This is a genomic window from Staphylococcus lugdunensis, assembly GCF_002901705.1.
GTDB lineage: Bacteria > Bacillota > Bacilli > Staphylococcales > Staphylococcaceae > Staphylococcus > Staphylococcus lugdunensis.
The window spans coordinates 666,276-682,051 of the sequence record NZ_PPPV01000016.1 but is presented as its reverse complement, the minus strand read 5'-3'; the positions used below and the strand labels follow the sequence as shown (position 1 = coordinate 682,051).

Here is a 15,776-nt window from a genome sequence, read left to right as displayed (position 1 = left end):
TATTGGCAGTAGTTGACTGGATTGAAAATACGCTAATACCAAGCTTTTTTCAATACTAGTCAACCTTGCCGGGGCGGGACTACGAATTCATTATGAATTCTGTCCCGCTCCCTTTTTATATTCAATACTTCGTATAGTTGACGCTTTTGCTTAGTGGGTAGCTTACTTTGTTAGAAAAACTGGTTTAGCCAGTTTTTCGGTGCTAAACGAATGAGGTAACTTGTGTATAAAATCAGCATAACATATGTTATACAATTGAAATTTCTATTATGATAGTTCTAGCCAATCAATCGTCACATTAAGATTAAAATAATCTTGTAACAGCTGACGATAATTTTGAGGTGTGACGTCGTATTGTACTTTTTTGTTTTGTTTAGTCACCGTAAGATGTTGTTGGGACATTGTTACACGACCATATGATTTAGGCTGTGTGATGAGTAAGTTTTGAACAAAGATAGAATCGGGATGTGTCTCATTATAGTTAATTTTATCTTTAAATGCATCAATTGAAGATGCTTTTAATATTGCATCGTATTTCGTTTTCCAAGTATCACTTTCCCATTTTTGGACAAAAAATCTTGTTTTATTTTCATTTTTAAATATGGCACGAAATGTTCCAGATATATCTTGTACAGGTTGACTATCTTGTTCTAAAGTAATAGGCATCGCATGAAGTGGTAAATCACCAAATCCTACATCGGTCACATAATATGTCCCTTGTAATGGAACGACGAGTGACACGTGTGAGCCTTCTAACCGATGTCCCCCGTTTGCTGTGTGAACGGTAGCTGACATCATCTGTGCATCAAAACCTTTAGCTTTTAAATACGTCTGGAATAACGTGTTTAATTCATAACAAAAACCTCCGCGATGATTGTTGACAATTTTATGGTATAAATCATTGATGTCGACAGAGATAGGTATGCCATTTTGAACGTTGATATTTTCAAAAGGCACCGTATACATAAAGCATGTTGCATAATCATTTAGTGCTTCTAGCGATGGTTCTGAATAGCGTTCAGAATCAATGCTCATATAGTGCTCAAACGCTCGGATATTCATCATAAAATCTCCTTTTATAATCAGTTATAGACGCAATGTTAACAATCGTTATATCTTGTTACAATTATGATGTTTTATCAATTTTTAAAAATAAAAAAACGGGGTAACACCATCCCCGTTTTATTAAAGCAGTGCTATTTTCATAGTACACCATCAGGTTCTTCGGGTAACAATTGACCACCATCGATAACTAGGCTTTGGCCAGTAATAAATTTTGCTTCTTGTGACGCAAAGAATGTTACCGCATAACCAATATCTAAAGGTTCGCCTAATTCATGTGTAGGAATAATTTTACGTGTGCCTTCTAAATAAGCTTCACCTTGAGCTTTTAATCCGTCAGTTAATACATTTCCTGGTTGTACAGCGTTTACAGTTATACCATATTTCGCATACTCTAGTGCCGCACTGCGCATAAAGCCTAATTGACCTGCTTTAGAGGCACCATAGTGCGCCCAACCAGGGTAGCCAGTAATTGGCCCAGTAACAGAAGAAGTAATGATGACACGACCATAACGCTGTGCTTTCATTACTTTTAACACAGCTTGTGTTACAAAAAACATACCTTTTAGATTAATATTTTGAATATAATCCCAATCTGCTTCAGTCAATGATTCGATATCAATTTGTGGGTATACACCTGTGTTTGATGCCAGAATATCAATGCGTTCATATTTAGCAACAATTTGATCAACGACGTCTTTAACTTGGTCATGCTGTGTGACATCTAACTCAATGAAGTCTCCGTTCAATTCACGTGCCGTTTCTTTACCACGTGTGTCATCAATATCCCCAATAATCACTTTAGCACCTGCTTGGGCTAATGCTGCTGCAATGCCTTTGCCAATACCATTAGCACCGCCAGTAACGAGTGCAATTTGATTTGTTAACTTAAACATTCCATCACCTCATGATTAATTAATTTTCACTCTCTCTATTCCATCAAAAAGGAGATCTTAAACCAATTAAATCATAAATGCTATTTGACAATACAAGGCATGACTATTCTGGTAGGTTAATGTTGTTATAACGTTTTTCCAATGTTAAATACAATTCTCGTACATAGCGATGCGCTTCATCTAATGATAAATGTGGCTGTACTTCGTCATAGCGTGTTTGCTGCTCATGAGATAAATCTTGCTTAGTTACGCGTGTATATTCTCTTGAGATAAATGTAATTAAATGTTCGTAATACTCAGTTTCAAAATGATCACACCTAATTAAGTGAATAAATGAGTGAAGCTCACCCTGATTGTTTATAAGTACGCTATTTACGATGTCAATTTCAGTTTGCACGTCATTTTTAAATGAGAGTAGCGGTGAAAGCACAATGAGATAAAAAAATAGTAAAGCAAAGATTAAACCAGCTATAATCGTCCAATTATCTGGAAATATGGTTCCATGGACAAATATATTATCTTTATTATTTTTTAAATATATATTTCCTAAATAAGGCAATATAGCAGATATTGGTATGGTTGGAAACATGATTAAGACAAATTTCCAATAATCTTTATTAAATCGTTTAAGTTTTGTATATGTTAAATTTGAAAAGCTATCATTTGTCAATACTTCCTCCATGGTTAGCGACCTTTCTTATGTATGGCGTAGTAGTTTTATTATATATAAATATTGAAGTATAAATTATATGAAATAATTTGTTGTTTATTTAGACTGATATAAAATTAGTTGTTCAAGTGCTCTTTTGAAAAGTTTTTTCAAAATACTAAAAAAGATTGATAATAATTTTCTGCGACATTATAGTATATGTGAAAACGAACCCATATACATACAATGTGGTTCTTGCTTATCGGGAGGAGTGTAAACAGTGAACAAAGTTTTTGAGAAAGCACAACAATTTGGGAAATCGTTTATGTTGCCTATTGCTATTTTACCTGCTGTTGGATTATTACTTGGCATAGGAGGTGCACTTAGTAATCCAAGCACAGTCAAAGCTTATCCAGTATTAGATGTAGCCATACTACAGAATATTTTTACATTAATGTCTAGTGCAGGAAACATTGTCTTTCAAAATTTACCAGTTATTTTTGCGATTGGTGTTGCTATAGGCCTAGCACGTAGTGATAAAGGGACGGCTGGACTAGCTGCATTGATTGGCTTTTTAATCATGAATGCCACCATGAATGGGATGCTAGTCATAACTGATGGTTTAGCTAAGACAACGGAGCTTGCAAAGCATGGACAAAGTATGGTGTTAGGGATTCAAACGATAGAAACAGGTGTTTTTGGTGGGATTGTTACAGGTATTTTGACGGCTTATTTGCATAATAAATATAATAAAATTACGTTACCTGCTTATCTTGGTTTCTTTAGTGGTTCTCGTTTTGTACCTATTGTCACAGCGATAAGTGCTATTTTTCTTGGCGTTATCTTGTTTTATATTTGGCCTACAGTGCAAAGTGGGATTTTTAATGCGGGCGGTTTAGTTGAAAAAACAGGCGTTATTGGTACATTCTTCTTTGGTTTTATTTTAAGATTACTTGGTCCATTTGGGTTGCATCATATTTTTTATTTACCATTCTGGCAAACAGGTCTTGGAGGTTCATTAGAAGTTGGAGGCCATATGGTACGTGGTACGCAGAATATCTTTTTAGCACAGCTAGGAGATCCACATGTCACACATTATTTCTCAGGTATTTCACGCTATATGTCTGGCCGTTTTATTACGATGATGTTTGGGTTATGTGGCGCGGCATTGGCCATTTATCATACGGCTAAACCACAACATAAAAAGGTTGTTGGTGGATTAATGTTGTCTGCAGCATTAACATCATTTTTGACAGGGATTACCGAGCCGTTAGAATTTAGTTTCTTATTTGTTGCGCCAGTATTGTATTTAATTCATGCATTTTTAGATGGCTTGGCCTTTATGATGGCAGATATTTTTAATATCACGGTAGGACAAACATTTAGTGGTGGGTTTATCGATTATATTTTATTTGGTGTTTTACAAGGTAATGATAAGACAAATTATCTGTGGGTCATTCCTATTGGTATTGTGTGGTTTGTCTTATATTATGTGATTTTCAGAACATTGATTACTGTTTTTAACTTTAAGACACCTGGTCGAGAAGATAAAGAAGCACAACACACAGTAGCTGCAACAGAGCGCGCTGAAACAATTGTCCAAGGGTTAGGCGGTAAAGAAAATATTGAGGTCGTAGATTGCTGTGCAACGCGGTTGCGTGTAACACTTAAAGATGGTGACTTACTTGATAAATCCACACTGTTAAAGACCGATGCCAAAGGTGTAATTGTTAGAGGTAACGGCGCTCAGATTGTATACGGTCCTCACGTTACGACAATTAAAAATGAAGTTGAAGAATTATTAGAACAATCATAGGGAACATAGTTTAAAATATGCTTTTTCATCGTTAAATATGATATATATAATATGATTTCGAACGGGAGCGGGGCAGAATTTATTATGCATTCTGTCCCGCTCCCCGGCAAGGTTGACTAGGATTGAAACAAGCTTGGTATCAACGTATTTTCAATCCAGTCAACTACTGCATGATGTTCCAGATTCGTTCTCTCATAATGTCATTCTATATTGTGAGTCCACCATCAACATATAGAACTTGTCCTGTCATAAAACGGCTCCAATCACTTGCTAAAAACATTACAGGTCCAGCAATATCATCTGGGACGGTATAGCGGCCTAAAGGTGTTTGCTGTAACAATTGTTGTTTAAGCTGTTCTTTCGTAGCTAGTGTATTATTTGTTGGATAGACAAGGCCAGGAGCAACACAGTTTACGCGAATACCATACTTACCTAAATCTATTGCTAAATTTTTGGTGTAGGCTTCTAGTGCACTTTTAGCTACATTATAAGAATGGTAAGGGACGATAGGCCGTTTAATTAAATTTGTTGTCATATTAATAATTGAAGCTGCTTGTTGTTGCTTTAAATAGGGTAAGGCTGCTTGTATCACATTATGCGTATACAGCAGTGCGCCCTCAAATTGTGTCGCGTAATCTTGCCAATTCATCTCATCTGCGACTTGACGGGTTTCAGCATTAAATTCGAATGGACGAAAGGCATTGTTTACAACGCATGAGAGTTTGCCATAATTATTCTGTATATAATGCATCATCTCATCTACTTGTTGACGTTGATTGATATCTGCTTGTATCGCTTCAGCAATACCGCCATGTGCTTGACATCGTGACACAGTTTTTTGTGCCGCTTGTGTATTGGATTTATAGTTGATAATAACGTGTGCACCGGATTGAGCACATGCTTCTGCGATGGCACTGCCAATACCTCTACTTGCACCAGTGATGAGTATGACTTGGTCTTGTAACGTAGTCATCATCATTCCTCCTTCTTTGAAAATTAAATTTCATAATCGACAAAATGTTCACTGCTGGATAATAATGGTTGTTCAATATCGACAAAGCTTAGTAAATCACGTAAGTTAAAGCCACCATCATGATGCCAACCAGCTTCCGGTAAAGTCATTGTTTCAAGACTTGAAAAACGACAGACACCTACTTGAGCCAGTGCTTCAGACCACTGAAGCATTTTTTCAGTCGCAGCTGCAATGCCAACCGTTTGCAAATATGAACGATAAGGTGTGAGCAGCTGTGTTAGCTGTGTAATGTTGGTAAATGGCATAATTCTAACAAATCGATTTAATGGACTTGGTAAAAAGGTTAATTGTTTATGGAAGGTGACAATCCATGACGCATGAGCACCTTTAAAAACATGTATATCATCAGTAAGTAAAGCTTGCGTCTCTGCTTGTTGTAACCAATGTGATCTGGTCATACTATCTTGTAAATTGAATGATTGAACAGGGAAAAGTTGTTCAAGTTGTTGTAGCTGATGTGCAATCATTTGAGCAACTTGTAGAGGATGATAGTTGCCACCCTGTTGTATAAAAATCATTTGTGGTGAATAACAGCCTTGCTGATCATAGTTAGTAATTTCCCGGGCAATATTTCGAGTTACTTGCTCTACTTTATTAGGAGATAATGTTTCATTGCCTATTAAGGCTAAGCTGACCTTTTCGCCATAAGCTAAGAAACGTTTAGTCACGGGAATTCGTTGAGCAATGGCAGACAGAACATCATTATTGCCGTAACCTAAAATAACGTCTGATTGTTCAATGGCAATACTTTCTAATTGTGTCTCGCCACCAGGCCAATAAATGACGGCGAAGCATTGAGCAATAACAGGATCGATTTCCGCAATAATTTCTGCGAACCAACTAGCTAAAAAGGGTTCAGCATGCGGTAATTTACAAATGCTACCAGATTTCACTAATAAGCTACTAATAAAGCTCCATAATGGTAGTCCTGGTATATTGCCAGACCATAAATGGGTGATGAGTGCAGGACTAACGGCCTTAGTATAACCCCCTTTATGATTTGGAATAAACTGATTAAGTATTTGTGGGTTAGGTAAGTCTTCCGCGATAAAACGATGTAGTTGATGCTTCCGGAAAGTCATTAAATAACGCGTTAGCCCAACCTTTATTATGTCAAAAGGATAACCCGTTGATTGCGGTAAAATTTCTTCAGCTAATTGACGCCATTTAGATGTGCGGTCTAATAATATCTGGATGGCGTGATCAATTACGTCAATGATGTCATTAATCGTATATGCTTGTAAATGATATCTGGCCGATTTAATTTGATGACACACGTTAGTTAATTGAGATTGTGTTAAGTCTGGAACTTTCACGGTATAGTTGCCCACTTGAATTGTTTGATAATGAATGTCTTCAGCCTTTAGAAAAGGGACATAGCCAAGTTGTATGGTCACATTAATCCTCCTTTATTTCATCGTGTTTAAAAATGACTCAACAGCTAGGGAGCAACCTTTAGCTAAAGCGCCTTCAGTGCGTCCATGTAAGATAAAGCCATCATTTCGTGCTTCACCAATATCTTCCATCATAATTGCAGCAACAGAATTATAATTAGCTAAGTCATAATGAATTAAGACACCTTTTTCTCCATTTGGAACAGGTTCTAATGTGAGCGGATTAACAATTCTACTACGACACCAATGAGGTCCGTGCTTGATTGAAGGTGACACCGCATTGCCATCATCATAAAATTGCGTACTTAATTCTGTGACACCATACATATTGATACATTTATCTTTTGGCACACCAAATCGTTTTTCTAATGTGCTATAAAATTCTGATTGAGGTACATCGCGAGATTGATTTTTATAGCCTCCAGTATCAAAGATAAAGCTATCTTTAGGTAGTTTAAAATAAAGGCCGTGGTCAGCTAAATAATCCAAGAAATGAACCAAACTATAACTTGCGCCTAATAATGCATAAGGTGTTCCTTGTGCTTCGGCATGACGTAAAGATTGCACCACTGACTCAAATTGAATGCCCTGTTGATTAATAAATGTGTCACTAAGTGAGGTTCCAAATTGTTGTTTAACAACCTCTAAGTAATGCGCTAAAGATGAATGGGGCATATCATTAGGGCTAGGGAATAAGATACCCATATCAATACGTTCTATCTGAGGCATGACCTTTTGCTTAAAAAATTTCGTCATAGCTAAATCATAAACATCTAAATCTAGATGATAATTTTTTCCTTTGATTCCGCGTGTCGTACCGCTTGTCATAAAGACATATGCTGCATCTTCTGGAGGAATCGCACTAAAGGTCGCTTGTTTAAAGGCGTCTATAGGTACGGCAGGAATATCTTGCCATTGACGCACAGTTTGAGGTGTCTTGCCTTGGGCGATACAAAATTTTTGATAGTCTAAATTATGATTAAATTGAAAGTTAAAAAGCGTGAGCGCCATTTGTGGAAAATCTTCTGATTTACCGTCAGTAATAAAGTTAGTCATCTGTTGTTTTATTTGTGTAATATCCATTGGGACAGCCTCCTAAGCATAAATAAAAAGCAGTATACACCATCATATAATGGTACATCCTGCTCAGCGGTAATTAAATCTAATCACTTTCCTACGTTGGTATTAGCCATATCAGGTTCAATGGTTGAAGTAAGTTACTTCTCTCAGCAAGATGCACCCATAGTGATGTATAATATTGGAATACTTTTATTATATTGAAGATAGATCGTGTATGCAAAAATAATTTTGACATTGTATTTTAAATGAACTATATTTTAAGTAATGCAGATATAAGTACTAGGGGTGTTTTCGAACTGAGATGGTGTCATCCAAACCCTTTGAACCTGACCTAGTTAATACTAGCGTAGGGAAGTATATAGGATGCGGGATATATATACTTTTTTTACGAGGTTGAGACAGGAACAGCTTATGCTTTCGGAACCAAAAGTTCTGAAACTAGATTGTTGTCTCTCTCTTTTTTTGTACTTTTCTGCTCAATGTTATCGAAGGAGTAGAGTAAGAATGAAAAGATTGACGTTAGCAGATATTTTAGTCACCGTATTAATTAGTTTTATTTTTGGAATTATTTATAAAATGGTAGGCTTAACCGTTGCCGCATTAAAACCACTAGGATTGCATTTAGACCAAATTGCATATGGTTTATGGTTTATCGCGGCGATTGTTGCTTTTCTTATCATTCGTAAACCGGGTGTTGCCATTTTAGCAGAACTTGCAGCTGGCGCAGGAGAAACAATATTATCTGGCGAGTTAAACATGTCAATCATCATGCACAGTCTTGCACAAGGTCTTGCATGTGAATTGATTTTCTTAATTTTTAAATATAAGTCAACGAAAGCATCTGTTGCCATGTTGGCAGGGGCAACTGCAGGAATTTTTACCGTTCCTGTCGATTGGTTCTTTAATTATTTAGGCAATATGCCGTGGTGGAATGTGATATTACTTTATGCGATTCGCATTTTAAGTGGAACCATTTTATCAGGATTATTTGGCTATTATATTGTCCTATCACTAGAGAAAACAGGTGTTACACGCTTGTATCAATCATCGACGAAAAAAGATATCGATTCGTTATAAAGATACAGTGATAACTTTAATTATTAAAAAGAAAGTCTGGGACATCATTATGTTTTAGGCTATAAACTATATATTGTCACTAGTTGACTGGGTTGAAAATACGCTGGATACCAAGCTTTTTCAATCATCTAAAACGCTGAATTATTATATAATAGTAAAAGTCACATCGTATAAAACAGGCTAAGAAAAAGATTCTAAAATAATAGCACAAAGATGATTTATATCAAACCATCTCTGTGCTTCTTTTATATATAACACTTAATATTGTGTATACCCCAACTTGCTTTGCTTGATGAATTTCTTTTTGAAATTCTCTTTGTTGGGGCCCGGCCCTAACTTGTCAGAGGTATTGATGTCCTAGACTGTGAAAAGTTAGGCTTTGACGTGTTGTTTAGGTATAACTAAGAAAGCTACTATAAAGGCTGAAATGACCATACATGCACCGACAATAAGGGCGATAGTTGCTGCCATATGAGGTGTGTGGTTTATCTCTAAAGTTGAATAAACAGTTGTTACTACAGCGATACCGAATGCGGCACCTAATGTAGAGGTCATTTTAATGATACCTGAAGCCATACCGACCTTAGATTCAGGTGCATTAGATACTGCAGTTGATAGCGCTGGTGTGGCGAAGAAGCCCAATCCCAGTCCTATAAAAGAGAAACCAATAAGAGCAATGATGTAATACAGGATATGTGGTAAGAAGTTTAAGGCAAGCAACAAAATACCTACACTAATTGATATTGGACCAGCCATCAATGGGATTTGTGGGCCTTTTTTTTGCATAAAACGCTCACCAATACGTATCATTAATAGACTGCCTAGCATATAAGGGATAGTAATCAGTCCAGCTTGTGCTCCGGTTAAACCTAAGCCCGCTTGCGCAAAAATATTGAATAAAGCAAGTGAACCAATCACGGTATTTACTAATAAATTGGCAATTGTTGTTCCAATATAGACCTTGTTTGAAAATAAACTAAAGTCGATAAAGGGATGCCGTTGTCGTTGTTCGTAAAAATAAAAGATAAATAACGTGAGTACAAATATAATCATCAAGGTTAAAATGATTGGGCTTAACCAGCCAATTTTTGATCCTTGCGTAATCACTACATTGACACTGACCATCATGATTACAAAGACAATGATACCGATGACATCAAAGCGTTTACCATCGCTAGAACGATCTTTGGATTCAGGTGTACCACGCAATAAGATAATTGCGATAAACGCAAAGATGATAGATAGGATAAAAATCCAACGCCAACCTACATAAGTTGCAATAGTACCAGCGAATAATGACGCTAAACCTGTACCACCATAAGAGCCAAATGACCAGAAACTTAAAGCTTTTTGCCGTTCTTCACCAGTAAAAAATTGATTAATTAAAGCAATTGTAGAAGGCAATAAACAAGCTGCTGACAATCCTTGTAAGACACGTCCTGTTAATAATAAGATAGGCATGTTTGAGATAATGAGTGCTAAAGAACCAATAATGCTAAGGATTAATCCGATGTTGGTCATTTTGACACGGCCTAATTTATCAGATAATCCGCCTGCTACAACGATAAAGACGCCTGTAAGTAATGAGGTTAAGCTCACTGCTATATTAACTACACTCATGTCTATTTTATAGTCATGTTGCACATGAGGTGCAATATTCAATAATGATTGCGCAAAAAGCCAATACGTTAAAATACCTAATATAATTCCAATAATAAGTTGTTTACCTTTTTGATATGAATTTGACATACTCATCACGACCTATTCCTTAATAACTTGATGCTCTGATGCGGTTTGAGCTGCAATACGACCAAATGTAAAGATATCAGCTAGTGCATTACCACCTAATCGGTTACCAGCATGTATACCTCCTGCAACTTCACCAGAAGCATATAGACCTTGAATGACTTGGCCATTAATATCGAGTACTTGAGCACCTGTGTTAATACTTAAACCACCCATGGTATGATGCACGGCAGGTTTTCGTGGTGTTGCATAGAATGGTGCTTTTTCAATTTTAAGATCAAAGGCATTTTTACCAAAATCATCATCATGTCCTTTGTCGACAGCAGCGTTATAGCGCTCTATTGTATTGATAAATGTGTCAGGATTTATATTTAATTTTTCAGCTAGTGCCGCTAATGTATCAGCTTTAACGAGTGTGCCGTCTTCAAGCTCATGATTAATCTTATCTTCAGATGTATTCATTGCGAGTTCTTTAATATTCGCATCTGCAATGATGTAGAATAAGCCGTCAGGTTGTTCTAAAGCAGCTTTGGATAAGACGTCACGACTTTCAAACTCATTGACAAAACGTTTACCATCTTTATTGACGAAGATAAAGTTTGATGGTGTCACGATTAAGCCAGTAAAGAGTGCACCTGTTTTCGGATCGGAAATAGGCATCATTTGTGTGAAGCCCATGCCTACAAGTTGTGCACCCGCTTGAGCACCTAAGCGAATACCGTCACCAGTAATGGCAGGGGAATTAGTAGTTTTAATATCATCAGGTATGTTATCCCAATACGTATTGTATTGTTGGAGCATTTTCGTATTAGCACCAAAACCACCTGTAGCAAGAATGACACCGTAACGTGCGCGAATATGCACTTTGGCACCATTTGCTTTACGTGCTTCAACACCAACCACTTTATGGTCTTCAACAATCAGTTTTTCAGCTGTCGTTTCTGTAAAAATACGTCCGCCGTTTGTTTTAACATAGTTACTTAACGTCTCTACATATTCTAAACCTTGTGCTTTCATAGGTTTATGGCCACGACGCCATAACGCACCTACAGGCATATCAACGAAAGAACGGTCAAAATGAACACCTTTGTCTGTCAACCATTTAACAGATGTTAATACATTGTCTGTTAATGTTTTAACTAAATCATATTGTCCAGAAATCTCTTCGCCGTATTTATCTGTGCGCTTACCACCAAGATAAGTTTGTATACGATGTAATTCGATTGAATCAAAGAGATAAGGTTTCTCTTCTTCTGTAGCGTTCAAATAGTCTTTGATTTGATCTTTCACTTTGTGGAAATCTTCTAGGTAGTCCTCAGCAATGTTTGCTTCGTCTAATGATAAGAGTTCACGTAATGTATCTCTTTCACCAGCGAGTGCAGGGAAGCGATTTTGCCATTGTGGTTCTGGTGCGTTGACTTGGCCACCAGTTCGAATTGTATTACCACCAATAGCAGGGAATTTTTCCAACATAATAACCTCTTTGTTATTATCCAAAGCTGTAGCAGCTGCACTTAATCCAGCACCACCCGTGCCAATTACAACAATATCTGTCGTTTCTTCTATTGTTTCATTTGACCATTGCACAACAGGTTTTGGTCTAGCTCGTAAAATATCTGGATCTTCACCAGCTTGAGTGATGGCATCGGCTATACCATCAATAATACCTTGGCTGGTTACGGTAGCACCTGAAATGACATCAACATTTAATGTTTGTCCGTCGATAATATCGCGAGGTAAACGTTCAAAGACAGGATTAGCAATTCCTTCAGACTCGCCGCTGTCATCCACATGAACGCTTATAATTTTATCTTTAGACAGTTCTACTTGCATTGGCAAATTACCATTATGTCCTTTTGCATAAACGTTGTAAACTCCTGCTTTAAACGCTACTTTTTTATTTTGTAATGCTTTTAATTTTTCATATTTTCTATGTTCTTCGGCCTTATCAAGAATCATAAAGTCCATGACTTTCCATAAAGGTGAAGGAATGTGTAGCGTTTGTTGATCGTGTATATCTGCGAAATCTTCTACAGTTTCGTCATTTAATATTTTTTCTAACCAATTTGGCTCGACTAAATAAGCTTTACCAACACTCATTAAATCATAGCCTAGAGTCAAGGCTTCTTCTGCATCTGCACGTTGTGCAATGCTTCCAACACCCATGATTGGAATCTCTGCCAATGTTTCATTTTGAAGGGATAAATATTTATTAATTAGCGGTTCAGTATCATCTTGGTTAACGATAGAAGTTCGTTTATAGCTATTAGCAGAAATATGGAAGTAATCTGGATGGTACTGTGCCAAGGTGTTAAGTAAGAACATCGTATCTTCAAAGCGAATACCAGGTTCTTCTATTTCTTCAGGGGAGAAGCGGTAACCAATAATAAAATTTTGCGCATGATGTTCTGAGGCAACTTGTTGTACTTTTTTCAATACTTCAACGGGGAAGTTTGTTCGTTTTTCTCGTGATCCGCCCCAGTCATCTTGTCGGCGGTTAGAGTGTGGAGAGAAAAATTGTTGTAGAAGGTACGTGTTAGCACCATGAATTTCAACACCATCAAAACCTGCTTCAATGGCACGTCTCGTTGCTTCTCCAAAGCGTTCAATCATGTTTAAAATTTGATTGTGGGTCATTTCTCGTGGTACTGAAGCGTCAGGTCTTAAAGCAGCTACTGGACTAGCAGAAATAGGTGTTTCACCAGCATTTAATTTTGGATTAGCCATACGACCAGCATGATATAGTTGTAAAATTGCCTTCGAACCTTTTGATTTAATGGCATCGGCTAAGCGTGTTAAACCAGGAATCTTTTCATCCGTATCGATACCTATAGCGCCAGGAAAGCCTCTACCGTGATCTTCAACGAAGCAACTTTCGACAATTATTGCTGATGCACTCCCAGCTCTAAATTGGTAGTAGTCAATCATCTCTCTAGTGACGCTACCATCAAAATAGCCAGCTTGAATCGTCATTGGTGCCATTAAAACACGATTCTTTAATGTTGCACCACAATGTAGTGTCAGCTGATCAGTAATGTGTTTATCCATAATAACATCCTCCTGAGTGTGTATTGTGAAAACATTCACAATATGATGTAAAAAATATATGCTCTTATGAGCAAAGATTATAAATGCAATTTTGTTCTTAATTGATGTGTAAACAAGATGTCATGATTTTTGCGTATAATCACTCCTTCAACTCCGTCGATTTGGTTTAACAAATCAATATTCTGTTGCGCGTAGCCGAAGCTACATAGCGTTGACCAAATTTCGCCATCTATAGAATGGTTAGAAATAATCGTAACACTTGCAATATCATTGTTCACTGGGTAGCCAGTAGTACTATCCAAAATATGATGATACAGTTGACCATCTTGATAGAAATAGCGCTCATAAATACCAGATGTCACGACCGATTGTTGCTGTATCTCTACGGTTAATAATGGTAATCCATCGTGATGAAATGGGTCTCTAATACCTACATGCCAAGTTTTGTGTGTAGCAGGACTGCCAATTGTAATGACATTACCCCCAAGATTGATAATGCCTGAAGTTACACCATTTTGAAGAAAAAATGCTTGTAATTCGTCGGCAAAATAACCTTTTGCAATTGCACCTAAATCGATTTCCATACCACGCTGTGCTAAAAAAATCTCATGTTTGGCATCGTTTAAGTATAAGTGATGTGGTTGAATGCGTCTTAGTCGTTGTTGAATTTCTGTGTTTGTGGGTAATTGAGCATCTTCAAAGCCAATTCGCCATAACTTGACGAGGGGACCAATTAAAATATTTAATTTTAGATTGGATGACATTGATGCTTGATGTGCTTTTTTAATAAGATGAAACAATTCAGGATGTACCTGAACTGGACGAATACCGGCTTGTTGATTGATTGCCATCAACTCTGATTGGGTATTGTTCGCGCTAAAACGTTGTTCCCAAGCTCTAATTTTGGCTTCAGCGAAATCGAATAAGTATTCTGCATCATCGTGATTGATAGATAGTTGTATGAGGGTTCCCATTGCCTTAATTTGCCGTTTGTTCAATAGACAGCCCTCCTTTTTAAATTGCTTCGAAACTTTGTCAACGTTCAATTATTATCATAGCATGCATACAATAATAAATGATTGATGTCATTAAAATGTCATAATAATATTATGCTATTATTTTTAATAATCATAATAAGTAATTCTTAATGTATTTTAATTGTTTAACTAGTGGATATGTCATGATTATAGTTGTGTTATAGGGGTATTTAGTAGATAAATAATAAGTTGTTTTATATTTGGCTTGCTTATTGGATTGGCCTTAACATAAACAACGGAAATGCAAGGAGTGTGAATGATGCGTAATCAAAATGACAAATTAAAATGGTCAAGTCTCATTATGGGAACCCTATTATTGATTACTGCTATTATTATTTTTAGTCATCCGGTTAAAAATTTTTATGCCTTAACGTGGCTAATTGGTGTATTTATTGTGATTAATGGTATATTAGGGCTCTTTTTCAGAAGAGCAGCCAAGGCGATGACTGGTAGTGGCACTTTAACAACGTTTATGGCGATAATTGACATTATATTTGGTCTACTAGTCATGTTCAATGTTGGTGTAGGCTCAGCCTTTTTTATCTACATGTTTGCCGTTTGGTTTGTGATTAGCTCAGTCATTGGTTTAATGACATTGTCAGGACAAGGGCGATTTAAAGGACTATCAATTTTGATCAATATGCTTGGTTTGCTATTTGGTATTATTCTGCTGTTTAATCCAATGATGGGAATGGTCATTGTATCGATGATGATTGGCATAAGTTTTACCATCATAGGCGTAATGTATATCGTGGATGGATTGGCTTAAATTTAAATTATTTATAATAGTTGAACAGATTGTGATATAAACACTAGAAATTTAGCCAGTAAATGAGTTTACAAAAACTCATTTACTGGCTTCTTTATTCATAATACGTCGTATGATTGACTCGTATGCATAGAGTGCTATCTCTTCACCCCAACTTGCTTTGTTTGGC

At 36.7% G+C, this 15,776-nt stretch carries 12 protein-coding genes and 2 riboswitches; of the genes, 3 read left to right on the top strand and 9 right to left on the bottom strand.

Features of this window, described 5'->3' with window-relative positions:
* Positions 1 to 267: 267 nt before the first annotated feature.
* The 3 genes from CD041_RS09985 to CD041_RS09975 form a co-directional block, all read right to left on the bottom strand.
* Positions 268 to 1,065, bottom strand: coding sequence for an arylamine N-acetyltransferase (locus tag CD041_RS09985; protein ID WP_070648109.1), 798 nt, complete (start codon positions 1,063 to 1,065; stop codon positions 268 to 270).
* Positions 1,066 to 1,202: 137 nt separating this feature from the next.
* Positions 1,203 to 1,958, bottom strand: a complete 756-nt coding sequence (locus tag CD041_RS09980; RefSeq protein ID WP_002460763.1) for an SDR family oxidoreductase — start codon at positions 1,956 to 1,958, stop codon at positions 1,203 to 1,205.
* 103 nt (positions 1,959 to 2,061) lie between these two features.
* Entirely contained in the window at positions 2,062 to 2,640 is a 579-nt protein-coding gene (locus CD041_RS09975; protein WP_002460762.1) for a hypothetical protein, read from the bottom strand.
* A gap of 247 nt (positions 2,641 to 2,887) precedes the next feature.
* Between CD041_RS09975 and CD041_RS09970 the strand changes: the two genes are divergently transcribed.
* Entirely contained in the window at positions 2,888 to 4,423 is a 1,536-nt protein-coding gene (locus CD041_RS09970; RefSeq protein WP_037544286.1) for a PTS transporter subunit EIIC, read from the top strand.
* Positions 4,424 to 4,628: 205 nt separating this feature from the next.
* Here the strand turns inward: CD041_RS09970 and CD041_RS09965 are convergent, their stop codons facing one another.
* Genes CD041_RS09965 through CD041_RS09955 form a run of 3 tightly spaced genes read right to left on the bottom strand, consistent with a single transcriptional unit; the run spans position 4,629 to position 7,933 of the window.
* Positions 4,629 to 5,399: an SDR family oxidoreductase gene (locus tag CD041_RS09965; protein ID WP_070648110.1), complete on the bottom strand. Its 771-nt coding sequence runs from the start codon at positions 5,397 to 5,399 to the stop codon at positions 4,629 to 4,631.
* 20 nt (positions 5,400 to 5,419) lie between these two features.
* On the bottom strand, positions 5,420 to 6,853 hold the full coding sequence (locus tag CD041_RS09960; protein WP_070648111.1) for an acyl-CoA reductase: 1,434 nt from the start codon (positions 6,851 to 6,853) through the stop codon (positions 5,420 to 5,422).
* A gap of 12 nt (positions 6,854 to 6,865) precedes the next feature.
* Positions 6,866 to 7,933 carry a LuxE/PaaK family acyltransferase gene (locus tag CD041_RS09955; protein ID WP_002460757.1) on the bottom strand — a complete coding sequence of 356 codons (1,068 nt, stop codon included), beginning with the start codon at positions 7,931 to 7,933 and terminating at the stop codon, positions 6,866 to 6,868.
* Positions 7,934 to 8,004: 71 nt separating this feature from the next.
* Positions 8,005 to 8,104, bottom strand: a riboswitch (TPP riboswitch).
* Between the two features lie 97 nt (positions 8,105 to 8,201).
* A riboswitch (TPP riboswitch) is annotated at positions 8,202 to 8,300 on the top strand.
* Positions 8,301 to 8,434: 134 nt separating this feature from the next.
* Between CD041_RS09955 and CD041_RS09950 the strand changes: the two genes are divergently transcribed.
* Positions 8,435 to 9,007: an ECF transporter S component gene (locus CD041_RS09950; RefSeq protein WP_002492523.1), complete on the top strand. Its 573-nt coding sequence runs from the start codon at positions 8,435 to 8,437 to the stop codon at positions 9,005 to 9,007.
* Positions 9,008 to 9,379: 372 nt separating this feature from the next.
* On the opposite strand, the gene CD041_RS09945 is transcribed toward CD041_RS09950, so the two are convergent.
* The 3 genes from CD041_RS09945 to CD041_RS09935 form a co-directional block, all read right to left on the bottom strand.
* Positions 9,380 to 10,756 carry an MFS transporter gene (locus CD041_RS09945; protein ID WP_037540733.1) on the bottom strand — a complete coding sequence of 459 codons (1,377 nt, stop codon included), beginning with the start codon at positions 10,754 to 10,756 and terminating at the stop codon, positions 9,380 to 9,382.
* 12 nt (positions 10,757 to 10,768) lie between these two features.
* Complete coding sequence (locus CD041_RS09940) at positions 10,769 to 13,801, bottom strand: NADH-dependent flavin oxidoreductase (RefSeq protein WP_062078245.1); 3,033 nt, start codon at positions 13,799 to 13,801, stop codon at positions 10,769 to 10,771.
* Between the two features lie 77 nt (positions 13,802 to 13,878).
* A complete protein-coding gene (locus CD041_RS09935) occupies positions 13,879 to 14,799 on the bottom strand; it encodes an FAD:protein FMN transferase (protein ID WP_070648112.1) in 921 nt (306 codons plus the stop codon).
* 298 nt (positions 14,800 to 15,097) lie between these two features.
* Between CD041_RS09935 and CD041_RS09930 the strand changes: the two genes are divergently transcribed.
* Positions 15,098 to 15,607, top strand: coding sequence for an HdeD family acid-resistance protein (locus CD041_RS09930; RefSeq protein ID WP_041612285.1), 510 nt, complete (start codon positions 15,098 to 15,100; stop codon positions 15,605 to 15,607).
* The last annotated feature ends 169 nt before the right edge of the window (positions 15,608 to 15,776 follow it).

Excerpts from the sequence above, each read along its gene's own strand:
- CD041_RS09985 (WP_070648109.1), bottom strand. The coding sequence starts at position 1,065 with ATGATGAATATCCGAGCGTTTGAGCACTATATGAGCATTGATTCTGAA.
- CD041_RS09980 (WP_002460763.1), bottom strand. The coding sequence starts at position 1,958 with ATGTTTAAGTTAACAAATCAAATTGCACTCGTTACTGGCGGTGCTAAT.
- CD041_RS09975 (WP_002460762.1), bottom strand. The coding sequence starts at position 2,640 with ATGGAGGAAGTATTGACAAATGATAGCTTTTCAAATTTAACATATACA.
- CD041_RS09965 (WP_070648110.1), bottom strand. The coding sequence starts at position 5,399 with ATGATGACTACGTTACAAGACCAAGTCATACTCATCACTGGTGCAAGT.
- CD041_RS09955 (WP_002460757.1), bottom strand. The coding sequence starts at position 7,933 with ATGGATATTACACAAATAAAACAACAGATGACTAACTTTATTACTGAC.
- CD041_RS09950 (WP_002492523.1), top strand. The coding sequence starts at position 8,435 with ATGAAAAGATTGACGTTAGCAGATATTTTAGTCACCGTATTAATTAGT.
- CD041_RS09945 (WP_037540733.1), bottom strand. The coding sequence starts at position 10,756 with ATGTCAAATTCATATCAAAAAGGTAAACAACTTATTATTGGAATTATA.
- CD041_RS09940 (WP_062078245.1), bottom strand. The coding sequence starts at position 13,801 with ATGGATAAACACATTACTGATCAGCTGACACTACATTGTGGTGCAACA.
- CD041_RS09930 (WP_041612285.1), top strand. The coding sequence starts at position 15,098 with ATGCGTAATCAAAATGACAAATTAAAATGGTCAAGTCTCATTATGGGA.